General features: G+C 43.8%; 18 protein-coding genes. 3 read left to right on the forward strand and 15 right to left on the reverse strand.

Translation table 11 applies throughout. The annotated features are described in order from the left end of the window. Positions 1-284 precede the first annotated feature (284 nt). The 8 genes from AB4114_RS04555 to AB4114_RS04590 form a co-directional block, all read right to left on the reverse strand. Complete coding sequence (locus tag AB4114_RS04555) at positions 285-1,406, reverse strand: HupE/UreJ family protein (RefSeq protein ID WP_441987346.1); 1,122 nt, start codon at positions 1,404-1,406, stop codon at positions 285-287. 65 nt (positions 1,407-1,471) lie between these two features. Continuing rightward, entirely contained in the window at positions 1,472-2,707 is a 1,236-nt protein-coding gene (locus tag AB4114_RS04560) for an S-layer homology domain-containing protein (protein WP_441987347.1), read from the reverse strand. Positions 2,708-2,926: 219 nt separating this feature from the next. Then, a complete protein-coding gene (locus AB4114_RS04565; RefSeq protein ID WP_441987348.1) occupies positions 2,927-6,781 on the reverse strand; it encodes a LamG-like jellyroll fold domain-containing protein in 3,855 nt (1,284 codons plus the stop codon). Positions 6,782-7,120: 339 nt separating this feature from the next. After that, a complete protein-coding gene (locus tag AB4114_RS04570; RefSeq protein ID WP_441987349.1) occupies positions 7,121-7,462 on the reverse strand; it encodes a DMT family transporter in 342 nt (113 codons plus the stop codon). After that, positions 7,452-8,246: an HAD family hydrolase gene (locus tag AB4114_RS04575; RefSeq protein ID WP_441987350.1), complete on the reverse strand. Its 795-nt coding sequence runs from the start codon at positions 8,244-8,246 to the stop codon at positions 7,452-7,454. Before AB4114_RS04575 ends, AB4114_RS04570 begins: the two co-directional genes overlap by 11 nt. 35 nt (positions 8,247-8,281) lie before the next feature. Next, entirely contained in the window at positions 8,282-9,982 is a 1,701-nt protein-coding gene (locus tag AB4114_RS04580) for a putative 2-aminoethylphosphonate ABC transporter permease subunit (protein ID WP_441987351.1), read from the reverse strand. Between the two features lie 13 nt (positions 9,983-9,995). Then, positions 9,996-11,030, reverse strand: a complete 1,035-nt coding sequence (locus AB4114_RS04585; protein ID WP_441987352.1) for an ABC transporter ATP-binding protein — start codon at positions 11,028-11,030, stop codon at positions 9,996-9,998. 89 nt (positions 11,031-11,119) lie between these two features. Beyond that, positions 11,120-12,205, reverse strand: a complete 1,086-nt coding sequence (locus AB4114_RS04590; protein ID WP_441987353.1) for a putative 2-aminoethylphosphonate ABC transporter substrate-binding protein — start codon at positions 12,203-12,205, stop codon at positions 11,120-11,122. A 351-nt stretch (positions 12,206-12,556) separates the two neighbouring features. Between AB4114_RS04590 and AB4114_RS04595 the strand changes: the two genes are divergently transcribed. Beyond that, complete coding sequence (locus AB4114_RS04595; RefSeq protein WP_441987354.1) at positions 12,557-13,111, forward strand: GbsR/MarR family transcriptional regulator; 555 nt, start codon at positions 12,557-12,559, stop codon at positions 13,109-13,111. Positions 13,112-13,314: 203 nt separating this feature from the next. Here the strand turns inward: AB4114_RS04595 and AB4114_RS04600 are convergent, their stop codons facing one another. The 3 genes from AB4114_RS04600 to AB4114_RS04610 all read right to left on the reverse strand — a co-directional run bounded on the left by AB4114_RS04600 (position 13,315) and on the right by AB4114_RS04610 (position 16,815). Continuing rightward, a complete protein-coding gene (locus AB4114_RS04600) occupies positions 13,315-14,235 on the reverse strand; it encodes an ABC transporter permease (RefSeq protein ID WP_441987355.1) in 921 nt (306 codons plus the stop codon). Positions 14,236-14,313: 78 nt separating this feature from the next. Continuing rightward, positions 14,314-15,867, reverse strand: a complete 1,554-nt coding sequence (locus tag AB4114_RS04605) for an ABC transporter substrate-binding protein (RefSeq protein WP_441987356.1) — start codon at positions 15,865-15,867, stop codon at positions 14,314-14,316. A gap of 57 nt (positions 15,868-15,924) precedes the next feature. Continuing rightward, entirely contained in the window at positions 15,925-16,815 is an 891-nt protein-coding gene (locus AB4114_RS04610) for a carbohydrate ABC transporter permease (RefSeq protein WP_441987357.1), read from the reverse strand. Positions 16,816-17,051: 236 nt separating this feature from the next. On the opposite strand from AB4114_RS04610, the gene AB4114_RS04615 reads away from it, so the two are divergent. Then, the gene (locus AB4114_RS04615; RefSeq protein ID WP_441987358.1) at positions 17,052-19,295 is read left to right on the forward strand and encodes an AraC family transcriptional regulator; all 2,244 of its coding nucleotides are present in this window, start codon (positions 17,052-17,054) and stop codon (positions 19,293-19,295) included. Between the two features lie 58 nt (positions 19,296-19,353). Here AB4114_RS04615 and AB4114_RS04620 read toward each other — a convergent pair whose 3' ends face one another. The 4 genes from AB4114_RS04620 to tdh form a co-directional block, all read right to left on the reverse strand. Then, positions 19,354-20,352, reverse strand: a complete 999-nt coding sequence (locus AB4114_RS04620; protein WP_441987359.1) for a hydroxyacid dehydrogenase — start codon at positions 20,350-20,352, stop codon at positions 19,354-19,356. 3 nt (positions 20,353-20,355) lie between these two features. Further along, positions 20,356-21,396, reverse strand: a complete 1,041-nt coding sequence (locus AB4114_RS04625) for an alpha/beta hydrolase family protein (protein WP_441987360.1) — start codon at positions 21,394-21,396, stop codon at positions 20,356-20,358. Between the two features lie 187 nt (positions 21,397-21,583). Continuing rightward, entirely contained in the window at positions 21,584-22,765 is a 1,182-nt protein-coding gene (locus tag AB4114_RS04630) for a glycine C-acetyltransferase (RefSeq protein WP_441987361.1), read from the reverse strand. Next, on the reverse strand, positions 22,758-23,846 hold the full coding sequence (gene tdh, locus AB4114_RS04635) for an L-threonine 3-dehydrogenase (protein WP_441987362.1): 1,089 nt from the start codon (positions 23,844-23,846) through the stop codon (positions 22,758-22,760). The genes AB4114_RS04630 and tdh overlap by 8 nt, the downstream gene beginning before the upstream one ends. A 180-nt stretch (positions 23,847-24,026) precedes the next feature. On the opposite strand from tdh, the gene AB4114_RS04640 reads away from it, so the two are divergent. Further along, positions 24,027-24,587: a helix-turn-helix domain-containing protein gene (locus tag AB4114_RS04640; protein WP_441987363.1), complete on the forward strand. Its 561-nt coding sequence runs from the start codon at positions 24,027-24,029 to the stop codon at positions 24,585-24,587. The last annotated feature ends 13 nt before the right edge of the window (positions 24,588-24,600 follow it).

Here is a 24,600-nt window from a genome sequence, read left to right on the forward strand (position 1 = left end):
TTATTGTTTTCGATACACGCCATATTCTTAAGCCCTTATCACAATTCATTATTTAGTATGTCATAAATATAACACCATATTATTAATGACACAATATATAATTTAAATCATCATATAAAACGTATTATAAAATGAAATCAGGGGTAATACACCATATAATGTATCATATTAAAGAAATACAAAAAGACGCAGTATTCCTGCGTCATCTTATTTCGCCCGTAATGGTCTGAGACAAATAAAAATACCCGCTATTCAGTGCGAATGCCCTGAAAAGTGGGTATGGTTTACAATCTTTGAATCAACCAATATAATGCGATTACAAAAATAAGGCAAGACGTTGAAATCATCATTTTACGATACCATGGAAACCTTCGCAGCCAAATCAAGAGGGGCAGTAGAAGGCATAAAACCATCAATTGGCCAGTTTCTACTCCTAAATTAAACGTCAGGAGCGTGCCAATCAGATTGCCTTTCGGAAGTCCTGTTTCAGCCAAAGCCCCGGCGAAGCCCATACCGTGAATCAGGCCAAATATCGCTGTCAGTGCCCATCGCCATTTCGCCTTTTGGACAAACATATTTTCCAGGGCCACGTAACAGATCGTCACCGCAATCAACGCTTCCACCCAAGATGGAATGACATGAAGGCGGCCCGACGCCACCAAGAATAGTGTAATGCTGTGGGCGATTGTAAAAGCAGTAACAATTTTCAACGCATCCTTGAAGCGGGATGCAATTAATACTAAGGATAACAAAAACAGCAAATGATCGTAACCTGTTAAAATGTGTTCGATTCCAAGCTTAAAGTATTTCCATAAAACAGCACCAGTCTTAGGCTGAGGAAGGTTGGTCTGACTATCTCCTTTCGTGCTATCAATCGTATCCTGCTGGTTATGCTGGGGAAGATTGATCTGAATATCTCTTTTCGTGCTATCAATCAAATCCTGCTGGACATATTCCCCTGCATGGACCAAGAGTCCACTCGTATGAGCAGGCACATGGTCAAACAGCTCCAGATCGTAATGAAGAGTACATTGTTCGATCACTTTATCTGCGGTAAACTTCAGTTGAAGTTCCACGCCTCTTATGCCAGCCTTATTCGCCATCTTCATCGAAAGCAATTCCATCGTGAAGGGCTTCGAATCCGCGTCTATGCGAAGTCCTTTCTGTAGAAAAGATTCAACTTTTTGCGAGAACTGTTCCTCGTTCACCAGATTATCCAAGTTGGTGTTGATACCGAATTGTTGAATCAAATCTCTTTCATCAAGAAAAAGTTCATAGAGAATCTCGTTCTGTTCAATCTTTAATTCCGAGAAACCCATACTTTGAACATGCGCGAACGAAGTTGTGGAAGTCCCAAAAAATAATAAGATCATGATGAACAAGGACAGGAATGAACGCTGCTTCATAGCGGGACCTCTTTTCATGAATGCATGTATGACAATCTGCAATTTAGTTTATCGGTCACGACCGTTCATTCTGCAACTTGAACATGTTGCTCGACTTCGTTCAAGCTGTCCAAGAGTGTTTTTAATTGAGGGTTAAGGTTCAAGGCATTCAGTATGATCGTTAGCGCCTCCGCACGTGTGGAGTTACCCTGCGGATCGAATAAGGCATTGCCTTTGCCGCTGATAATACCCGCTTCTGCTGCATCCTTGATTAGATTTGCTGCATAAGAGCTTGCGCTTGCTATATCCGCAAAATTGCCTTTGGAAGCATCCATGTCCACGTTACTAAAGTCCACAATGCGGGAAAGAATAATGACCATTTCTTCGCGGCTGATCGTTTTGTCCGGCTTGAACGTCCCGTCTCCATATCCGGCAATCACTCCTGCGCTAGCGAGTTTCTCAATGGCGTCTTTAGCCCAGTGGCTGTCAATATCGTTCAGAGCAACCGACTGATTGGCGCCGCCGTTGATATCGAATATGCGAGAAATGATCGCTGCAAATTCGGCGCGTGTAATGTTGCCGTCAGGATGGAACGTTCCATCCCCATACCCATCGATAACGTGCAGTTTCACGAACATACCGATGGTCTTTTCGCCCCAATGTCCTTTAATGTCAGCCATTTCAACTTTCACATCAGTTTTCTTAGCTTCCTCTACGTTGGACGAGATTGTATTAGCCAATTTTGTTACATTAACAATGTCGCTCTTAAATCCATTAGCCGCAGGCTTCGTAGGTTTAGACTTACCGTCATTACCGTTATTACCGCCATTACCCGAATGACTAGATGCTTTTACATCAACCGATAACTTGCTATTGCCTGAAACTTCAGTAGACACGATCTGCGAATTGACCATTTTCACGCTGTCCAGTACAATATCGTCCTTACCCTGACTAGCTGCATGAAATGTCAGCGTGGCCAATGTTACATTCCCGTTCTGGCCTGCAACATTACCTGTTTGCGTATGCGCGATTTGGATCTTATTTCCGTTCTCAATAGGATTCACGGTAAAGCCTTTGCCTTCGGTAACATTCTTCACAAATACCAAATGGCTGGTATCATAGGTTAAATTGATTTCATATGCGTACAAGTCGCTTACTTGTTTTCCGCTCACCGTCACTTGGAAGTCATCGCCTGCAGATATGCTCTTATCCGAGACGGACAGTGAAAAGCTCGGGCCGGAGCTTGCATGAGTAACGACTTGGGGAAGTACGAGTACTGTCAAAAGCAACGCCAGACTAAATGCAAGTAGTTTTTTTATCATTGAACAATTCGCCCTTTCTGTAACGGAAAGCAAGACGCCCAGCATGATGAACGGGATTGCTTCCAACATGATGCTTATAAATAAGGTTTTGAAGGATTGAAGATGTATTCTGTCATAATGATACCCGTGATAAGGGAGGAGGGGAGAAAATTGATCTCCCCTCCCATTTCATTGCCGATCAATCCTAAATTTAAAGCAAACATAATTGTGGGATTGTTTTTAATTCAAGATCGCTTTGGCTACGATAGCAAGGTCTACAATGTTAACCTTACCGTCGTGATTTACATCCGCTCTCGCATCCCAACCCGCCTGATCTTGTTGTTTGCCATAAGCAGATGCAACAATCGCCAAGTCTCCAATCGAGACACCGCCTCCATTGATATCGGCGTTTATTCTCTTAGTTTCAAACACTTGTATTGCTGCTTCCAATGCGACTTTCGCACTATCCACCTGCTGCTGAGTGGCATTCGGATCTTTTGCTGTCATATTAGCCGCATCGATTGCCGACTGCAACTGCGCTTTGGCACCAATCACATACAGGCCGTTTCCATTGCCTTCCTCTGCTGCATTGTACTTAGCCTGAGCGTCTGCGATCAAAGCATTCAAGATCGACTTATCTACAGGTATACTAGGTATAGCTATTTGTATCTCGTGGGAGGCTCCGCCGACCTGCTGTTCATTCCCCTGTCCATTGGCAAACACAACATTGTCGACAGAAATTGTCGTCATATTGGTTGCCTGAGTCACAGATTTGGCCGTAAATTGGAATGAGAGCATATCTCCTTGGGCATCCACTTTCGAACCCACGCTGGCAGCCACAATCCGGACTTGTCCTGGCACCGTCTCGTTTTGATCGATGACTTGAAATCCTTCTTTTAATGATGTTACCGAATTGAACTGCAAAGTTACCGGATCATAGTGAAGCGTCAAATCTTGCCCATACACTTGCTGGTATACGCTTTGCGTAACGTTGCTCAATCCCATCATTACATCGAATGTTTGGCCTGGGGCCACCTGCTGTAAACCTGACAATGTAGACTGAGGCATTGCTGGGTTCACTGTAACATTCGCAGAAGCCGTAAAATTCCCATCTAAAGTTTTGACCGTCACTGTCGCCGTCCCAGGACGATTGCCGATCAGCGAAGCGCCGCTTCCTGTTGAGTTTATAGATACAACAGTTGGGTCGCTGCTTATCCACGATACTCGGGTATCGTTCGCATTCGCGGGCAGAACGGCAGCTGTTAATGTTCTGGTTTCGCCTTGAGTCATTGTTACGTTCTGTTGATCAAGAGTCACCCCACTCACAGGGACGCGTTGAACGACTTGGAATGTCTTGCGATCCACTATCGTATAACCGTCATTGAGCATAAAGAGTGCATCATAAGTGCCAGGAGCCAGTCCACTGTTTAAACTAACTCTTCCGGATCCAGATTTTAGATAACTCCATAATAAAGATACACCGGCACCTGGAGGAACAGCTCCGGTTTTGTAGATGCCGACCCAATCTTTCCCGTTTAAAGCAGCCCCATTATAGGATAGGGTAATGGCTTCCCCTTGGATGTACTGGGATTTGTCTAGTGTTAGATAGTCGGAAGCTGCTCCAACTTCTTTAACAGTAACGTTAATGCTTGTCGTCAATGGAACGCTGTTCGGGTTTTCAACTCCGAGAGGCAGGGTTACGGTTCCTGGTACCGAGAAGGTCTGCACCGTCTTGATAGACGGATCGTAACTAATGCCGCTTAAATCCCAATTCACACTTGCGTCCACACTACCACCATCGGTTGCAAGAATTACTTTTATGGGCAATCCAAGAGCTTCCGCTGTCTTGGCCGTTCCGTTGTTCGCAGATACCGATGCAGGCGTAGTGATGCTGTTTAAATTAACACTGTTAACATTAATTTCAATATCCTGCGACGAACGGTTATACATGGAATCGTCGGCGAACACCCTGATTTTATATGGAGTACCCGGCGACAAATTTGTAAACTTATATTGCCTGTATACATCGTATGGTTTGTCCAGAGGATACGAAAGGCTATTAAACGATTTGTCCACTTTCCCCGTGAGCTTGTTGATCAGCTGAATATTATATTCCATACCCCGTACATTGTCATTTGCTTGCTTCATTGTAAAAGCAACTTCGTTGGCATTCAAGGAATCGATCTTAATGCCCTCATCAAACTGCGGAGCTACGAGTTCTCTTGTATCGCGCTTGCTATAGTTAAAGGCATCTTTGCCTTCGCCCACGTTGACTACACGAGGTATGCTTACAAATTCATCTGTAGCTAAATTATACTGCTTGATGATCAATTTTGTACCGTAAACCTCTATGAAATTCGAGATGCGAGGTGTAGTATGATAGCTTCCATATGAGCCTTCTATATATCCGCCGAACGGACCGTCGTCTTGATAACTGGAATAGTTCGACCCACCAGAATCGAGATACGTAGCCGCACCTTGATAGAGAGAACGTTCGTCGGTCGGATCGTATTGCGTATGACCTGACATATAAAACACCTGCGAAAAATTATTGTCGGCAATAAATTTACCGAAATTATTACTTGCAGCGCTGCTCCATGCCGATGACCACACGGTTCCACCTATCGGGTAGTGAGACATGGCAATTATGGGTTTTTTCGGATCATAATCCGCTTCACTTTTAATTTCGTTGAGGAAATTGGTGGCTTTTCCCACCGTGTTACTGTTGTTAACATTTGCATCAAAACCAATCAGATTATATCCTTTTATCTTTACTCTATAAGCACTATTAGAGAAATCGTTATTGTACGATTGCGTTGATTCGTTCCACGCGCCCGCCGTACCATCAGGTACAAAGGCTTCGGAGCCGCCCATATCATGATTGCCTTTTACTACATATAACTTCGTAGTCTTAAATAAGCCCTCAGCTTTAAGTTTATTGTATACGGTTTTAAAACTATCCATCCACACATATTCATTGGCGTTGTTACCGCCAGTAATGTCGCCAGGCTGTACAATGACGTCGGCCTGCGGGAATACTTGCAAGTCTTTTCTAATATCTTCTTCCTGACGCGTATTTACAGTATCACCATTGTATTCCGGGTCGCTGCTATCCGCTATATTTAAATCGGCGGGAGTTAATGTTTTATTACTTTTTTGATAGATGAATATGGCGTTGTTTAGTTCACGTTCGTAATAATTGATGGTTTCCTGTGTATATAATTTTACTTTTTGCGTTGTTACTACCGAAGTTGCCATATTAAAAACATTTTTCAAATAATCAAAATCGGTTTGGCTAAAGCCCTCGCCGAGACCGCCTGCTATGAATGTATTTGCTTCTGATATGTTGTCGTTAAGTGCGTTCATATCTACTTTATTTAAACCGTAACCATTATAACTAGATTGAACTGCATCACTGCTTAGTGCACCACTCCAAACCTTCAGATCAGCGATATCGAATGAATTGCCACCATTGCCGCCCACTCCGTCACTGCCTATATTTAATGGGTTCGATGTATCTAAAGTTCCGATCCCCAGCGAAGTTTCAGCCATTTCGTAACCATCAATATACAACGACCCGAGCATTTTATCTCTGTCTACAACAAATGTCACGTAACGCCAAGCGGAAGCATTAAACGTGTCGCGACCAAATTTTACTGATGCGGCCGGGAATCCTAAATTCATATTGACCGAATTGGGTGATGTATAAATCGCCCAGCCTGCGTTAGAGCTCTTACCAAAATCCTTGTTCGATAATATGACCTGATTATCCTTAGTGTCGCCCTTATACCAGAAGGATGTGGTAAAACTGTCATTACCAACATTCAAGCTTTGCGTCGTACCGACATAATTGCCGTTTCCGCTTTCTACGTGCAGAGCTTTGGTCCCGGGTAATACACCTTCTACATAACTATAATTTCCATGTCCTATCAACGGATGCCCTTGATTTGCATCGTCGTTTAAATTATTATCGAATTTAATCGATGCCATAAGGGGATTGGCATTTACTACGCCATTCTCTGCATGTACTGCAGTGTTCGATAACGTACCGATTAACATCATTGATGCGAGGGTAACGGATAAAATTCTTTTCACTACAGAAAACCTCCATACTCTAGTTGTTTAAGGATCTGTTCAAAAAGCTCGTAAAATTAAGTAAAAAATAAAACTCACCAAAGTCGGATTCAATAAATAAAGACCATTTCAATCCGTAAGCACCACCTCCCAAAATTCTCTCATCCCTATGGAAAAAAATTTGCATATCGAAGATAGCTTACGTTCAATAAAATTTTTACACGTATAATTTTCTCATTAAAAAATCTACCATTTCACGTATGTACAAAATATATTGTACAATTAAATTGCGTTCAATAGGTTAATTACATGTAAAATGCGGGTTTATTTATTGTAAACATGAGACTGCAAACCGCCATATCAATGAACTTTACTGCTTAACTTCAAACCGATGACACCGACAACGATGAGTAATATCCAAGCTAATTGGGTTATATTAAATGATTCCTTGAACAGCACAAGTCCCACAAGCGTAATTAGAACAATACCGACACCTGACCAAATCGCATAAGCAACGCCAACTTGAATGTAAGTAAGAGCAAAATTGAGCAAGGTAAAGCTGCAGCCATATAAAATAAACATCAAAATAGATGGCCAAAATCGGGTGAAACCTTCGGATAGCTTCATGGACGTCGTTCCCGATAATTCAAAGAGGATGGCAAGTATTAAAAGTACCCATCCCAATCCGCTCTCACCCTTCATTTGCGGATTCCTCCAAATGAAGTTCCGCGTACGATGAGACTGTCACATTCGCATCTTTTAGCCAGCATTCGTTAGATTGTGGCTCATCCTTTCTCATTAACCCTATAGTGACTGCAACCCCTGCGGATTTCCCCATCTGCATATCGCTGTTGGTATCCCCTATCACGACCACTTGGTTTGGTGCTAATCCAAGCTCTTTGCAGGCCTTATAGACCATTTCTGGATAAGGCTTACCTTGTTCCACCAGATCGTTCCCGACAATAACTTTAAAAAACTGGCGAATGCCCAACCACTGCAAATGTTTTTCCGCTTCCGCTGTCTCATCAGCCGTTACAATGCCTATGGGCACTTTGTGATCATGGCATTGCTTCAGAAAGTCTATAACTCCTGGCATCGGAATCACGGGCCGAATCTGTTCCATTTCTGCATCTGCCAGTCGCTTACTTTCCCTTGCTAACCGCATGGATTCACTCCAGGGAAGTCCTAGCCGATAGCCTTGCCATGCTAATATAGCAAGCAAATCGCCAATCGATCCCATGGCCAGTGGCCCGATTCTACTATAATCAATCATATGCCCAGCGTGATCATAAACCGTCCCCCACAAATCTGAGATGGGATCGATGACTCCGTCCGTTGCAACAGACAATACTTTACTTGCATAATTCCGGTACAACGATTCGCTCCAATATCCCCAAAGACTTATAAATTCGAGTATTGTGCCATCTTTATCAAATAACACACCCTCTACCGAATAACTTTTCTTGTTAACCATCAATTTTGGCATTCCAATCGCTCCCGAGATCCTCATATAGGTGAATACTAACTATCTTTCTTAACCAATAATGCTTCCGTTCTCCGACGCATTCTCCCAGACGATAACATGACTATTGTTCGCATAATCAGGTTTGCCAAAATAATTAACAGCGACATGGCTGCCGCCTGAGCGATATCACCTGAGTCCTCCATATTAACAATTGCCACGGCAGCCGGTTTCAGGTCTGGCGCATACAAAAAGATAATTGCCGACACCGTCACCATACTGTTGATAAAATAATACATTCCAATCTCCACAATGCACGGCAATGACATCGGCAGCGTGACTCTGACAAGTGTCTTGTACCAAGGCACATTCATCGTTTCTGAGGCTGCTTCGAACTCGCTATCCAGCTTTTTAAGCGCTGAGGTCATCGTTAAAAATGAAACCGAATAAAAATGTACAATATTACATATAATCATAATCCATATGGTCCCATATAACCCATTTAGGGGCTGGTTCGGATTATTAAAGAAGAATACATAGATGAGACCTAGTACTAATCCCGGCAGGGCAAGTGGCAGCATGGATAGAAAATATGCGCTATTTCGCAATACGACATAACCGCGAGATTTTTCAATGAGATAGGCAAATAGGAATGTCACTACACTGCCAATCAGAGCAACACCAGCCGAAATGATCAAACTATTCACAAACGGTCCTGCCCCGTCAAGAAATCCATCATAATGGGACAAAGATAGCTGTAAGTTGTATGGCCATACCTTCACGATTGATCCATAGAGCGCCACAAGAATAATACTTAGAATGACAGCAGATACAATTGAACAAAGTAGGAATAATAGGACATCGCGCAGTTTATTGGCTTCAATTCGATAAGGCATTGATTTGGCGCTTAGCCATCCGCTCTGTTTTCGCTGGGAAATTCGGTCAATGGCAAACGAGATCACCGCTGGAATTAGCAGCAGCACACCGACGGCGGCCCCCATTTGCATATTCTGTTGACCAATCACTTGCTTGAACAAATCGGTCGCAAGAACATTGTATTGTCCGCCTACAACCTTAGGTGCTCCAAAGTCAGTGAACGTCAGGACAAAACAAACAAATACCGTACTAATGAGCGCAAACTTGGTACCTGGTACAGTCACCGTCCAAAACGTACGCCATTTCGACGCACCAAGCGTCTCTGCTGCTTCGTATAAGCGATAATCCGAACTTGCAAAAGCTACCGATAACATCAGAAATGCCTGTGGAAAAGTATATAAAATTTCGGATAACACAATCCCGATCGGCCCGTAAAGTTGGATTCGAAATTCAGGCAGCAAACCAAAGAACCCAGTTGAAATAAGGCCTTGATTGCCAAACAAATAGATTAATGCTAATCCGTGCAGCATCGAAGGTGCAAAAAGTGGAAGTAACGCTACGGAACGAAAAAACCATTTCCCTCGGATTCCGCTTCTCTCAAGCGCATAGGCAAATCCGAATCCGAGTGTCACAGCGACTATAGTCGTAATGAATGAAACTTTTATAGAATTCCATAATGAAGATACAAGTGTCGGTGTAGAAAAATATTTGGAAAAATTAGCAAGTCCAACAAAATTCCCATCTTGATTACTAACTGCTTTGATTAAGAGTTCGCCAAGCGGCATTAGGATCGTAAAGAATAAGGCGATAATCATTATAAAAATGATACTATTTTGACTCCATTCGTTTGCATTCGGACGTACTCTTTTTAACCACGTATCCATACCATTCACCTCCTCACCCAACCGCAATATCGGATACCGTATCAAATCGGATGACGTGTTCAGGCAGCAAGTTAAAAGTGACCTTCTGACCTAGTTTGATGTTAAAAGTCTTCATAGCTTGCGCCTGCTGATCAACAGTAAGAAACTGCCTAAGCGGAAAATCCTGATGATCCACTAATTCTAGAACCAAGCGATAATGTGTCCCTCGATATTCGATTTCCCGTACGATCCCCTGTCTGCCTTTCTCATGAGCTTCCCGAACCAATTGAACATGCTCTGGACGAATTGCCAGTATTGGGTTATCTTGCTTTCCGTTATTCGTTTCGATAAAGCTGACTGCTCCAATGAAATCGGCAATAAAGGGACTATTCGGACGTTCATACACGTCATTCGGGCTGCCGATTTGAACGATTCGCGATTGATTCATAACGACAATGCGATCAGCCATCGTTAAGGCTTCCTCCTGATCGTGCGTCACCATAATTGTCGTCATCCCATATTGTTGATGCAGTCGGCAAATCTCACGTCGCAGCTTGACACGAACCTTTGCATCAAGTGCAGATAATGGCTCATCTAGCAACAAACAATCTGGTGAAAATGCGAGCGCTCGCGCAAGAGCTACACGTTGCTGTTGGCCCCCCGATAATTGTGAGGGTACTTTATGGCGCTGTTCCTTTAATTCCACTAATCCTAGAAGCTCGTCCACGCGATCAATGATTTGGGACTTGGTTAAACGATTGCGAAGTCCGTACGCAATATTCTCGGAAACCGTTAGGTTAGGAAATAGCGCATACGATTGAAACATCATGCCGAAGTTCCGTTTTCCAGCTGGTACAGAAGTGATATCTCTTCCCTCGATGGTCAAATAGCCCCTATCTGCTTTTTCCAGACCCGCAAGAATGCGCAACAACGTTGTTTTCCCGCATCCGCTTGGCCCTAACAGACAGATGAACTCATGTTGATGAATATCTAAATTTATGTCCTGCAGCGCAGTTTGCTTCCCAAAGTGCTTAGAAAGGTTGCGAAGCGATAAATACCCTGGCTTCATAACTAATGCTCCTTTTTAACGAATTCCCCTACATAAATCCCTGAAAATGGGAAGGATGCCAACATCGGCATCCCACAGTAATCTACTTTCTACTTCTTTGGCTCTGATTTGGAATCATATTTCTTTGCCCAATCTGCCAGTACAGCTTCACGGTCTCTAGCGGCTTGATACAAATCCAATTTGGTCAATTGGGATACCGGATCTTTACTGTAGCCTTCAGGAATTTGGTTTCCTTCTTGTTTAATGCTTAAGATAGCGTAATTTTTATTGTATTCCTTCATAGGCTCAGCGCTGATCGCCCAATCCAAGAACAACTTCGCTTCCGGCTTAATATCTTTCTTTTTCACTAATGCATTGGCTTCCATATCCCAACCTGATCCTTCTTTAGGGAAAATAACTTCAATTGGTGACCCTTTTTTCTTCTCCAAAATGCCGCTGTATCCATATGAGATACCAATCGGAACTTCTCCTGAAGCTGCCATTTTCGCCGGTTTGGATCCAGAATGGGTATAAATCATCATGTTATCGTGCAATTTATCCATAAAAGTCCAAGCTTTATCCTTACCGTACAATTGAATAAGTGCATTAACCGTCAAGTATCCTGTACCTGAAGATGCGGGATTCGGCATAGCAATTAACCCTTTGTATTCCGGCTTAGCTAAATCCTCGTACGATTGGGGAATAGCCAAGTGACGTTTTTCCATCTCTACCTTGTTTACAATGATGGCAGTCTCCCAGATATCAATACCGACCCATTTGGGAACGCTCGATTTATCTTTAAATTCAGGGAGCACTTGATCGACACCTTTAGGCGCATAAGGCTCCAAGATTTTTTGATCATCCATAACTAGTAAACTTGTGGCGGCCAATCCCCAGATGAGGTCAGCTTGAGGATTTTCCTTTTCTGCAATTAGCTTAGCTGTCATGATCCCTGTCGAATCACGAACAATGTTTACCTTAATCATAGGATACTGAGACTTAAAAGAAGTAAGATAGGTTTTAATTTGTTCTTCTTCCATTGCGGAATAAACGGTGATTTCCGCTGGTTTGTTTGCAGCTGCTGTTGGACTCGGCTGGCCGCTACTAGCTGCGTTTTCCGGCTTCGCAGTACCACAGCCTGCTAATAAACCTGTAATAAGTAACATTGACGTAAGTGATTTCCATTTCGTTTTCATCGTTAAATCCCCTTTTCCTAATTTCATAGTTTTGAGTCGATTCTATTTCGATTGTGATGGGCGATACGAAACTAATTAAGCAGAAAAGAAAATCTCTTTTCATTCAATTATTTTTGAATTATTAAGATTTTATAACCTTTTTATTGCTTTTATCTATTTCGTACAATAATTATTGTACACTAGTAATTTCTTCATTGTGTCAACTGAACGTAAACTCATCATTAAGATTATGTAAAAGCCCCCCTTCATTTTTCTCGACTGTCTCAAGTGTTTTTTTGCTATAATAGTTGTAATTCAAACAAAATCTATTGAATCTATTAGTCGATCAAGAATAGGGAAGTGAGCATTCTAATGTCACAAATAGAAGAAAATCACGCAGCAGAACAAAGGGGACGTATCAGACAAGACATCATTGATGCTATCGCAGAAACGATGGATTTGTACGGAGCAACTCATTCATCTGGTCAATTGTATGGGATTATGTTCTTTGAAGATCGGCCGATGACTCTCGATGAGATGAAGATTCGAATGAATATGAGTAAAAGTAATATGAGCTATGCGGTTAGATCATTGGTAGAATCCCAAATGGTCAAAAAACTAGAGGAAAAACAGGAGCGAAAAGAATTGTATGCTGCTGAGGTTGATTTTTTTCTTGCTTTTCAAAACTTTTTCACGCTAAAGCTCCAGCGCGAAATCAATGTAATGACAGAAGCCATAAGTAAAGCTCTTCCTAAGTTGACTGAATTGATTCTTGACGAACATATTACAGACGAGGAGCGTAATTTCGCTCTTCAAGATCTATATAAACTTCGACATGGGCATACCTATTACGAATGGCTCCAGCGATTTGTCGATGCCCTGAAGCGTGGAGAATATTTTAATGATATTTCTTCGCCGCGTGATTGATGAATACGATTACCCAACTGAAGCCCGGAAGAAGAACATTTTGAGAGAAGTGCGCTTCGTTTAAACTAAGCATTTTCAATTAGCTTGAGAACTCAAATAGCCTTACGATTTCTCGTAAGGCCCTATACCCATTTTTGCCTTCCTTTCAAGCTAACTTTTCCTACTGTCGAGCATCCCCCCTCTCACTCTCAACGATCCTTTTCTTAGAATAAGGCGCTTTCTTTCTTGATTCGTTTCACAGATTCATTGGTAAACACAATAATGAGGAAGCAGAGGACGGACTGATATAAGCCAACTGCTGCTGCCATGCCGAATTCCTGCAAATCGAGGAGCGCCCGAAAGGAGAACGTGTCGATAATATCGGTTTTATCATATAAGAGTCCATTATCGCCGATCAGCTGGTAGAACAAGCCGAAGTCCCCTCTTGCGATTTGACTGACTTTCAGCAGCAGCAGAACAATCATGGTCGGAATGATGGATGGGATCGTAATATGGACAATCCGCTGAAGCACATTCGCTCCATCAATTTTGGACGCTTCGTACATTTCCGAGTCAATGCCTGCAATACTCGCAAGGTAGATAACGGTTCCATACCCTACCGACTTCCATGCGCTAAAAAAAACTAGAATATAAGGCCACAAACTCGGATTATTATAAAAGTTTACAGGGTTGAAACCTAACGACTTCAAGAATGTATTCACCGCGCCGAACTCATAATTGAGAAAATTATAGACAATAGCTCCCGCTACAACCCACGAGATGAAATAAGGCAGAAAGATGACCGATTGCAAAAATTTCTTGACATATTTACCTGCCAGCTCGAATAACACAATAGCAATGCTCATTTCGAGCAGGTTATTCACAATCATAAACAAGAAGTTGTACATGACCGTATTTTTCGTTACAAGAAAAGCTTTCCCTGAATTGAAAAAGAATTCGAAATTAGCGAAACCAACCCAGGGACTTCCAAAAATACCATCCTTGTAGGAATAAGACTTAAAGGCAACGACCATTCCCGCCATAGGGAAGTAACAGAAGATCAGAAAAAATAAAAACGCTGGTAAAATCATCAGATATAGTGTGCGATTCCTTCGCAAATCGCCTAGAAAACCTTTCGTATGCATACGGATGTCCTCCTATGGAATAAAAATGAGAGTGACTGTTGCCTGATGACCGCAGCCTCTCTCATCCTTTCACCAACGTTATTTATTATTCTTTACATAGTCGTCCAGCTGTTTCTGTGCTTCTGTGATCACTTTATCTAGACCGGCTTCTTTATCTTTGTTGTTGAGAGTCTTTACAGCATCTGCTGGATCATTCACGACACCGAGCGTAATCGGATTCCGATATTGATCCTTGACGTTTTTGATCGCTGCCAATTCATTCTTCACATTCGTTGTATCGAACACAAAGTTGAGCAGCGGATTCGTAATCGCGGTTTTCGTCCATCCAGCCTTAATGGCTGCAACTTCCTTCGGTTCGTCGGCAAGCGGTTTAATCAATCCTTCTGTTCGCCAGCCCCAAGGTGAACCGGAGTCGATCTTATAGCCTGAATCCGTTCCGCCTAGCGCCTGTATTTTTTTGTCCGCAGTTAGCTCGTAATGCTTGCCCTTAATGCCATAAGTCGTCAGGTTAAAATAGTCCGCGTTGTTCCGGAACAAATCGAGCAGCATCAACGCTCTCTCTGGGTTTTTGGAGTTGGCATTGATCGACATTCCATTTCCAATATACGGATTAACATAGGTTGCCTTGCCGTTGTATAGATCAAACAGCTCAACTTTCCATTCTGGATGTTTCTGATTCGCTGCCGTTACACCGAGACTCATATCCTGAATGTTTCCGGCCATCGATGCACTTTTGCCAGCAAGAAACGAATCTTTGATTGGCGTCTTATTCAGCAGAGCATTCTGGGACCAGTAGCCTTTTTTATTCCAATCGGCCATTTTCTTCGCAAATTCCAAATATTGCGGCGTTTGTGCGATATCAATCAATTTGCCAGACTTATCTTTTAAGTCCACAGAAACGAGCGAATTACCAATAATGAGCTTAGGTGTTAATTCAGTCCCAACCATGAAGTCGTACATCGTATAAGCATTAATGCCTTCATCGAAAGGCACCATGTTCGGTTCATTTTTGGAAATGGTTTCAAGGTACTTCTCAAAATCATTGATCGTTTTCAACTCAGGGATGTTGTACTTCGCTCTCAAATCGCCTCTGACACCGACAACGGCCATAGAGAAATCTTTGGTCGAGGCAGGAACCATATAAATTTTATTCTGTACCTTCGCCTGCTCCCAGGCTTCTTTCGGCATTTCCTTCATTGTCTGCGGTGCATATTTATTTAACAGATCCGGCGTAAGCTCAAGGAATGCCCCCTTAACTGCTTGCTCACCATATTTGATCCAGTTTGCTGAGAAAACCAAATCGAAATCTTCACCTGTAGCGAACAGAAGAGGATACTTCTGCAGATAATCTCCCCAAGAGAGGAAAATAGGCTCAACAGTCGCATTAATATCACGTTTTAGCATCTTATTGACTTCGTCATAGACAAGCCCGATGTCCTTGGGCTGATCCCCGATCAGGTACATTTTCAGCTTCACTTCTTTAGAAATGTCCGGTTTGTTCGATGCTGTTGCCGTATTCGAGCCTGCTGTTGGATTAGGTGATGCCGTTCCTTGGCTTGAGTTTGTCGAACATCCTGCCATAAGCATGACTGCCGCTAAGCTGACTGTCATCAGTGTCTTTACATATTTCATCGATAAATCCTCCCCTTTAGTGATTCACTCATCTATGATCAACGGCCGCAGCCGGCGTCATCCTTTGACAGAGCCTATCGTAATACCTTGAACGAAATACTTTTGAACAAAAGGATAAAGAAGAACGATCGGTCCTGTTGCGATGACCGTCATGGCGAGCTTAAAAGATTCTTTCGGCGTATCCATGACGACAGAGCCTTGCGAAGCCACGGATGAGTTGGCAAAGGCGATGCTGCTCAAGATTTTATAGAGAAAATACTGCAGTGGGTACAGATTTTCTTTGTTGATGAACAAGGTTGCATGATACCAATCGTTCCAATAATTAAGCGCAATGAACAAGCCAATCGTAGCCAGAGCCGGCTTAGTCAGCGGAAGTATCATGGAGAAGAAGATACGGAAATCGCCGGCACCATCGATCTTCGCCGATTCGCTAATGGCATCTGGAATCGTCGAGCTAATGAAGCTTCTCATGATAATGATATAAAACACGTTTAATAAGGCAGGCACAATTAAGGCCAAGAGCGAATCCTTCCATCCTAAATACTTGACGATCATAATGTACCATGGCACAAGTCCACCGGAAAATAAGGTAGTAAAGAAGAAATAGAAAGCGAATACATTTCGGTACTTGAAATCTTTTCGCTGCAGCACATAAGCTGTCATCGCTGTTAGGAACAACCCGACTAATGTACCGACGATTGTAACCAACAACGTAATTTGATAGGCCGATACGATCTGCTTCGGATTTTTAAAAATAAATGCGTAGGCATCGAATGAAAGCTTGTTAGGAATGAGGCTATATCCGTTTCTAATAATTTGGGATTCCTCCGTGAATGAGCCTATGACGATCATTAGGAACGGAATCAAACACATGACTGCGAACAGCGATATGAAGAAATAGCCGATGATTTGGAACACATATTTCTCTACAGAATGCTTACTCTCCATGCAGCCCTCCATCAATTCGCTTTGTTTAGGACAACCGGTTTCCTAATTCCATAGTAGACTACGATCAAGTTCCCCGTATACTTCACAAACCGGTGAAAAGTCTCCATTTTTTTGTGAAATGCAACTAAACGAATTTGTTCAGCCTTACACTTTTTGTACGTGCTCTTACCTGTTTACTAAATATTCATTATAATAATGGCAACGATCCCGAATAACGAAGGAGCATGGACATTACGATGAAACTCACAGCGGCTCGCACATCCAATAAGCTTTACGCCAACATCTTTCTTTCGCTCATCGTTTGTATTATCCTCACCATCGTAACCTTGTCCTCTACTCTCTACGCGAGCTTCGAGAAGATCGCCTTATCGAACATCTATGCATCGGAGAAAAGCAGTTTGTCCCAGACGAGCTACAGCGCCAAATCGATGATTGAAAATTCGACTAACTACGCGCTGCAAATATACGCCGATCCGCTGCTCGATAAGCTCCTTCACTATACATCCCCAGGTAATGTGGAAACGAATGCCGCTTTAAATCGCTTAAATGCTTATTTGAATATGAACTATTTCATCCATTCCATTTATCTGTACAGCAAAAACTCCAAAACGGTTTACTCTGCCACCTTGTCCTCCGTCAATACCGTTCAGAGCCTTGATGATTTCTACGATGCCGATGCGCGCATGTTGGTGGAGCATTTCACAAATTACAAACGGTTAGCCCCTATTCCCCGGGCAATACCGGTTCAAACCCCTTTTCAGGAAGTCAAAATGGCCAATGTGTATACTTTCGTCTTCTATGATCTGCAAGGCCAGTCCAAGGACCTCGACAATATGATTATGCTTAATGTACCCGAGCGATGGATGAAGGACGCCATTACAAGCCTTGATATGAACAAAAATGGGTCAACGTTTATCATTGATAACAAAGGCACCCTGGTAACCAGTACCGATTCAATGCCTTTCCTGGCAGATCTGAAGGATAAGCCTTATGTACAAAAAATAAGGACTGCTTCCGCCAATCAAGCTTCCGATTATTTTGTCGATGATGTAGAGGGTGTGAAATCGTTAGTTGTGTACTCCAAACATGAATTTACCAACTGGCTTTTCATCCGGGTACTGCCTTATGACACCATTATGGGAAAAGTTGAAACGATCAAGAAAACCGTTCTTTGGATCTGTTTAGTCATTCTGTTAGTCGGGCTCAGCATTTCCTTCTTCTTATCCAGAACGCTATACAAGCCGATAGAGAAAGTCACATCCAAATTAAATACTTTAATGAAGGAAAAACGCAATAATCACGATAAGTTAAAGCAAAATTTCTTGCGTCAGCTTGTTCATAATAGCGGATTTAGGAAACCACTAGATATCGAAACACAACTCAGTGAGTTCGATATCGTGATGGATCCGACAAGTGATTTTATCATTGTTCTTTTCGTAATCGACCGATTTGATTCATTTTCCAAACAATATCACTTTGAAGACCGGGTGCTGCTCAGATACGGCATGATGAACATCGCTTCTGAACTGTTTTCACAAATCGGCATCTGCGAGTGCATTGATATCGATGAAAAGACCATTGCGGTTCTTCTGAATGGCAGCTTCCAAAGTGATCATGCATGGATGGATACCGTAAAAAACGTGCAAGACGCTGCCGAGCAATTCCTCGGTATCTCGCTGTCCGCCTCCATTAGCAGAACGGGCGATAGCCTAATTGAGATATCAGACTTATATCTAGAAGCCCTGCAACAGTTAAAATACAAATTCACCGACGGTTACCGTTGTCTGTTGCATAGCCGTCAGCATCGTCCGCAAACGATCACACCGTACATCCATCCTCTTGGACTTGAGAACAACATGTTGGAGACGCTTAAGCTTGGCAAAGCGGAAGAGTCTAAGAAATGGTTCGGTGAGGTTGTACGTGCCGTCGACCCGCCATCCTATATCGTGTATAACATGTTATTTAATCAGTTGGCTTTCTCGCTCAGTACGACGGCACTCCAAATGGATAAGAATACTGGTATCCCCCTGGATTACGATTTCAGTTCCTTTATCCATCACATGCATAAGCTGGAGACGCTTCAAGATGTTCACAATCATTTCTGCGAATTGATCGATCAGCTTTGTCTAGGCTTCAAAGACAAAAAAAGCTCAAAACACGATAACCTAATCGCATCCATTGATAACATCATTCATCAGAATTACGCCGACCGGGAATTATCCTTATTTAAAATTGCGGAGATCCTCGACTTATCTCCTGCCTATCTGGGGCGTATTTTCAAAAAGCTCGCCAACCAGTCGGTTCCCGATTATTTGAACGAATTCCGAATAGAGCGAGCAAAGGAACTTCTTCTCTCCACGCATGCTCCCATTGAGGAAATCTCGCAGAAGACCGGTTATAACAACAGCACCTATTTCTATAAAGTTTTCAAAAAATATACAGGTATTACGCCAGCCGAATATCGAAATAACGGAACTTAACACAGAAAGGCTTACGCAAGCATGATGCAAGCGTAAGCCTTCTTGTGTTCTACAACCATTAAGCCATCGAATGAAGCCCTGATAGTTTCACTTCGCCTAAGAGCGGACTGTCCTGAACGAAGAGATCGATTTCTCGAGCGATAAAGCTGCCAAGCCGATGCAGGCCGTTGTTAGTCGCTCCAGCAATGTGCGGGATCAGTGTAACATTAGGCAGCGAACGGAACGGATGTTGGACGTCTGGCGGTTCAGGCTGCGTGACGTCTAAGCAGGCCCATAGCCTTCCTTGACGCAATTCCGCGACCAGCGCTTCCTCATCAATGAGCGACCCCCTTGCCGTATTAATGAGGATCGCATCGTCCTTCATCAGCCGGAGTGTCCTTTCGTTCATCAAATGATTCGTTTCTGGAATCGAAGGCGCATGGATCGAGACGACATCGGCTTGTTGAAGCAGTTGGTCCAACTCCACTTTGACCGCTCCCATCTCTTGGATTTGGCTAGCTGATAAGAATGGATCATACACCAACACTTGCACTTCGAACTGCTGCAGCAAGCGAATGTAATGTCTACCAGACAATCCTGCGCCAATGACCCCGACAGTTACTTCATATAGTTCTCGAACGAGCTCTCGCTGCTTATTCCACTCGCCATCCCGCGTATTGCGGGCAAGCTGCCAGATGTTTTTCAACGAAACGATAGTCAGGCCAAGCGTCGTTTCCGCCACTCCGCGCGCCAAAGCTTCGTTCGCGCTGCAGACGCGAATCCCGCGCGAGATGACGTCCGGGCTCATCAGTGGCTTGACCGTGCCGGCCGCATGAGCGATCAGCTTCAGCTCTGGACAGCGGTCGAGGATGGCAGCCTCGAACGGCGGACATTCCCAGGAGGTGATGGCGATATCTGCCCCCACGATCAGCTCCGCGACTTCATCTGGCGTAGGGGGACTTTTACGGGGATTGATACATAAAGTGCCATGACGCTGTATTTGTTTCACATGTTCAGGCTTAAAAATACGCTCCGTATAGACGACATCCTGAAGCATGACAATCTTGAGTGGTTTCATCCGTTACTCGCCTTCCTTCTTCAACCATTGATCAAGGAACCGGTAGGCTAACATCCGTATCTCCTCTGGAAAATCATGTCCGCCCGTCCCCATAAAGGATTGAAAGCGGTCTTCTTTGCCCAACCATCGGTAAAGCCTCGAAAGCTCCAGCATCATTTCTCCAACCGATTTCCACTGAGGAAAGATATGATCGTCCTGTCCCGCGTAGCTGAAAAACGGCGTCGGGGCACACAAGGCGACAATCTCGTGAAATTCAAAGGGAATCCGGTCCTGCTGCAAATCCGCAGAAACTTTCGGGATATGCGTGTAAGGATAAGACCGGAAACCCCAATGCTCCGGATGCGGATCGCCAATAAACGGACTGAACCCGCAGCTGGATACAACTGCTTTAATCCGATCATCTATACCTGCCAGAAAATAAGCGTTATAAGCGCCAAACGAATGTCCGATCGCCCCGATGGCGCGCGGATTAACATAATCCAACGCGCATAGAACATCAATGCCTTGCATGTGATCTGTTATATTCTTGGCTGCTGTTGACCACTCAGGATACTCTTCATAAAAAGGAGTACTATCAAATGCCGCTCTGCTCGGATAGATCCGTTCACCAGCTGTCAGCGCATCGGGGACCAGCACCACATAGCCGCGCTCCACCAGTTCGAGAGCATACAAGCGATTTTTCCCGCCAGTAGAAAGTGCAATATATTCTTTCCCTTGCTCATGTGTCGAATGGAGCGCAATAACAGCCGGGTATCCCTCTTTCATCGAACGACTGGATCCATGGTCATCTGGAATAAGGAGGTACGCGGTAATTTTATCCCCATAAACCGTATCATATTCGACATGAAGCCTAGTATGGCTTGATTGCTTGCTCTGGGAATTGACTTGCACTCGGACAGTCACCCTGGCAGGCAGTTCGCCAATGTACGAAAGCCATGTTCGACGAATGCCAGACAGTTTTTCTGCCCATTGTTCATCACTCGCAATTCCATTCAACAGCGGTGGAATGCCCATTTGGTTCATTTGGGATAAGATATAGGCCAAAATTGAATCCCTTCTTTCTTTCAAAATGGAATATTACACAGGACGACTGGTTACCTAATATCATAGTAGTTGAACCCCAATCTCCCGTATACTTCACAATTTGTAGAAAGAACTGAAGTTATTAATGTAAAAGACTAAACTAATTTGTTCAATTGTCCACTTTTTGCTTCAAAAAGGTCTCCACAGCTTAATTCATGGAAAGATTGAGCTGTTTCCCCGCTTTATGCAGCGCATGCAGCGCAAAATCAAGTTCTTCCCGTGTATGCTGAGCCGTGACAATAAAACGCACACGCCCTTTGTCCATAGCTACCGTCGGATAGACGATCCCTTGGGCATAGACACCTTCTTGCAGGAGCAAATCAGAAAACTGCATCGTCTCTGCTGGATTCCCCACGATAACAGGAATAATTGGCGTCTCGCTTGCTCCTGTGTCGAAGCCAAGTGCTTGCACCTTTGAGCGGAAATAGGCAGCGTTCTCCCAAAGTCTCGCGATGAGATCGCTGCTTTGTTGCAATACTTGAATGGCCGAGAGACAAGTAGCCGCAACCGCCGGTGTTTGAGATGTACTGAACAAGAAAGGACGCGCTTTATGGATTAGGTAGTCTTTGACAACTTGCTCACAAGCCACGTAACCCCCAACGGCTCCAACCGCCTTCGAAAGGGTGCCGATCTGAATGTGCACGCGACCGTGTAAACCGAAATGATCCGTCGATCCCTTACCGTTCTTACCAAGTACACCGCTCGCATGGGCATCGTCTACATAGACAAAGGCATCATACTTCTCAGCAAGTGCCACAATAGTTGGCAGCGGTGCGATATCTCCATCCATGCTAAAAACGCCGTCCGTCACAACAATACGCTTCTGAAATCCAGCACTCTCTTTTAACGCTGCTTCCAATTGATCCATGTCTTTATGGGCAAATACTTTCCGCTGCGCTTTCGTTAACCGAATCCCATCAATAATGCTGGCGTGATTTAACTCGTCACTGATTACGACATCATCAGGTCCAAGAAGCGAGGCCAGAACGCCCTGATTCGCCGTAAAGCCTGATTGAAACACAAGTGCCGCTTCGGTTCCCTTAAATTTGGCAAGCTCATGTTCAAGTTGATCATGGATATCAAGCGTCCCCGTGATTGTTCGTACCGATCCGCTGCCAACACCATATTTCTCAATCGCACGAATAGCCGCTTCCTTCATGCCAGGATGATCGGTAAACCCTAAATAATTGTTAGAGGACATTTGCAGTACCGAACGCCCCTTCAATGTCATCCATGCACCAGAACCACTCTCCCATACGGTCAGTGGACGGTAACGGCCCTCCTTTTGCAATTGCTCCAGTTCTTTCTCCAATGTGTTCCAATTAGCCATGAATCGCACACTCCTTCATTGAGGGTAATTTAACTTCCGTGTCATGTAAAAAAACGATTTTACCGCATTGCCCTGATATCATCAATTCAAAGGCTTTCTCATAATCTTGCAGCGAGAATGTGTGAGTGATAAGCGGTTTCAAATCGATTCGTTTCTGATCTAGCAAACCTTTCAACTGATACCAAGTCTGGTACATACGCCGACCGGTAATCCCATCAATACGTAAGCCTTTGAAAATAATATGGCGTGATAAATCAAGCGGCACTTCTTGTGTAGGAATGCCGAGTAAGGATACTCGTGCGGCAGAAGCCGCTGCCTCAAAACCTCCACGAATCGCATCGGGAAATCCTGACATTTCTAGAACGACTTCAGCGCCTTCACCATCGGTATAGGCTCGAATAGCTGCTACCATAGATTCCTCTCGGCTATTGATGGTATAGTCAGCGCCCATCTGCTTCGCAAGTGACAAGCGATACGGATTAATATCAACTGCGATCACGACACCAGCGCCGCTCGCTTTGGCAACGGCAACCGCCATCAACCCGATGGGCCCAGTTCCGATGACGACAACCGACTTCCCCACGATTTCTCCCGACAATACGGTCTGCACCGCATTTCCTAACGGGTCTTGCAAACAGGCCAGTTCAAACGGCATATCCGGCCTATTGTGAATGACATTCGATGCCTTAACGACTGCATATTCCGTAAAACAGCCTGGCGCTGTAATCCCGAAGCTAACCGTATTCGGGCAGACATGGGCATTGCCGGTTCGGCAAGCCTTACATACACCGCATACGATATGGCCTTCTGCTGAAACATGATCTCCGACTTTCACATTGGTCACTTGGCATCCTATCTCTTCGACCACGCCAGCGAATTCATGACCGAATACATTCGGTGTTATGACTGCGCTTTCCGCCCAATCATCCCATTTATAGATATGGACATCTGTCCCGCAAATCGAGGTAGCTTTTACTTTAACCAGCACTTCGTCAGGCCCACAGCGTGGTATCGGAACTTCACGTAAAACCGCACCAGGTCCACGAACTTCTTTTACAAGTCCGATCATCGTCTCTCTCATGTTGTATGCCCCCCTTATTTAAAAGAATAAAGTTTACTATAATGACTTTTTGTGCGTTATCTTGCATATACAATATATTATACATACGGATGGTATATTGTACATATCTGTTTGAAAATATTTCGCAGCTATGCTAAATTGGGTTTATACTTGAGGTACTTGTAGGAAGAGGAGAAATCAATGGATCAGGAGCAAATTCATAAGAAGATCGGGAAAAACCTTCAAAATATACGCAAAGCAAGATCACTCAGTCTGGATCAGGTCGCAGAATTAACAGGCGTCAGCAAGGCGATGCTCGGTCAGATCGAGCGCGGTGATTCCAATCCAACGATTTCGATATTGTGGAAAATCGTAAATGGACTTCACATCTCCTTTACTTCGCTCATCGAGGACAATGTCCCCAAGGTGACCCATATCCACCTCGATGAAATTGAACCTTTTCTAGAGGAGGATGGGAAATATCGAGCATTTCCCATCGTTCCCTTTGAGCAGAAAAAACAATTTGAAATCTACACCGTTGAAATTGAAGTCGGCTGTACCCATGCCTCGGAAGCTCACTATGATGGCGTTGAAGAATACATTTTGATGATCAGTGGTGAGCTTCGACTCCGTATTCAGGATGAAACCTACGAGTTGAAGGCCGGAGACGCCATTCACTTTTCCGCCGATCAGCCCCATGTTTATGAGAACATCGCAGATGAGAAAACAATGTATAACACGATCATTTGTTATCCTTTGTAAGGGGATTCTGGAG

Origin of the sequence: Paenibacillus sp. 2RAB27, from assembly GCF_052115445.1 — a bacterium.
Classification (GTDB): Bacteria; Bacillota; Bacilli; order Paenibacillales; family NBRC-103111; genus Paenibacillus_E.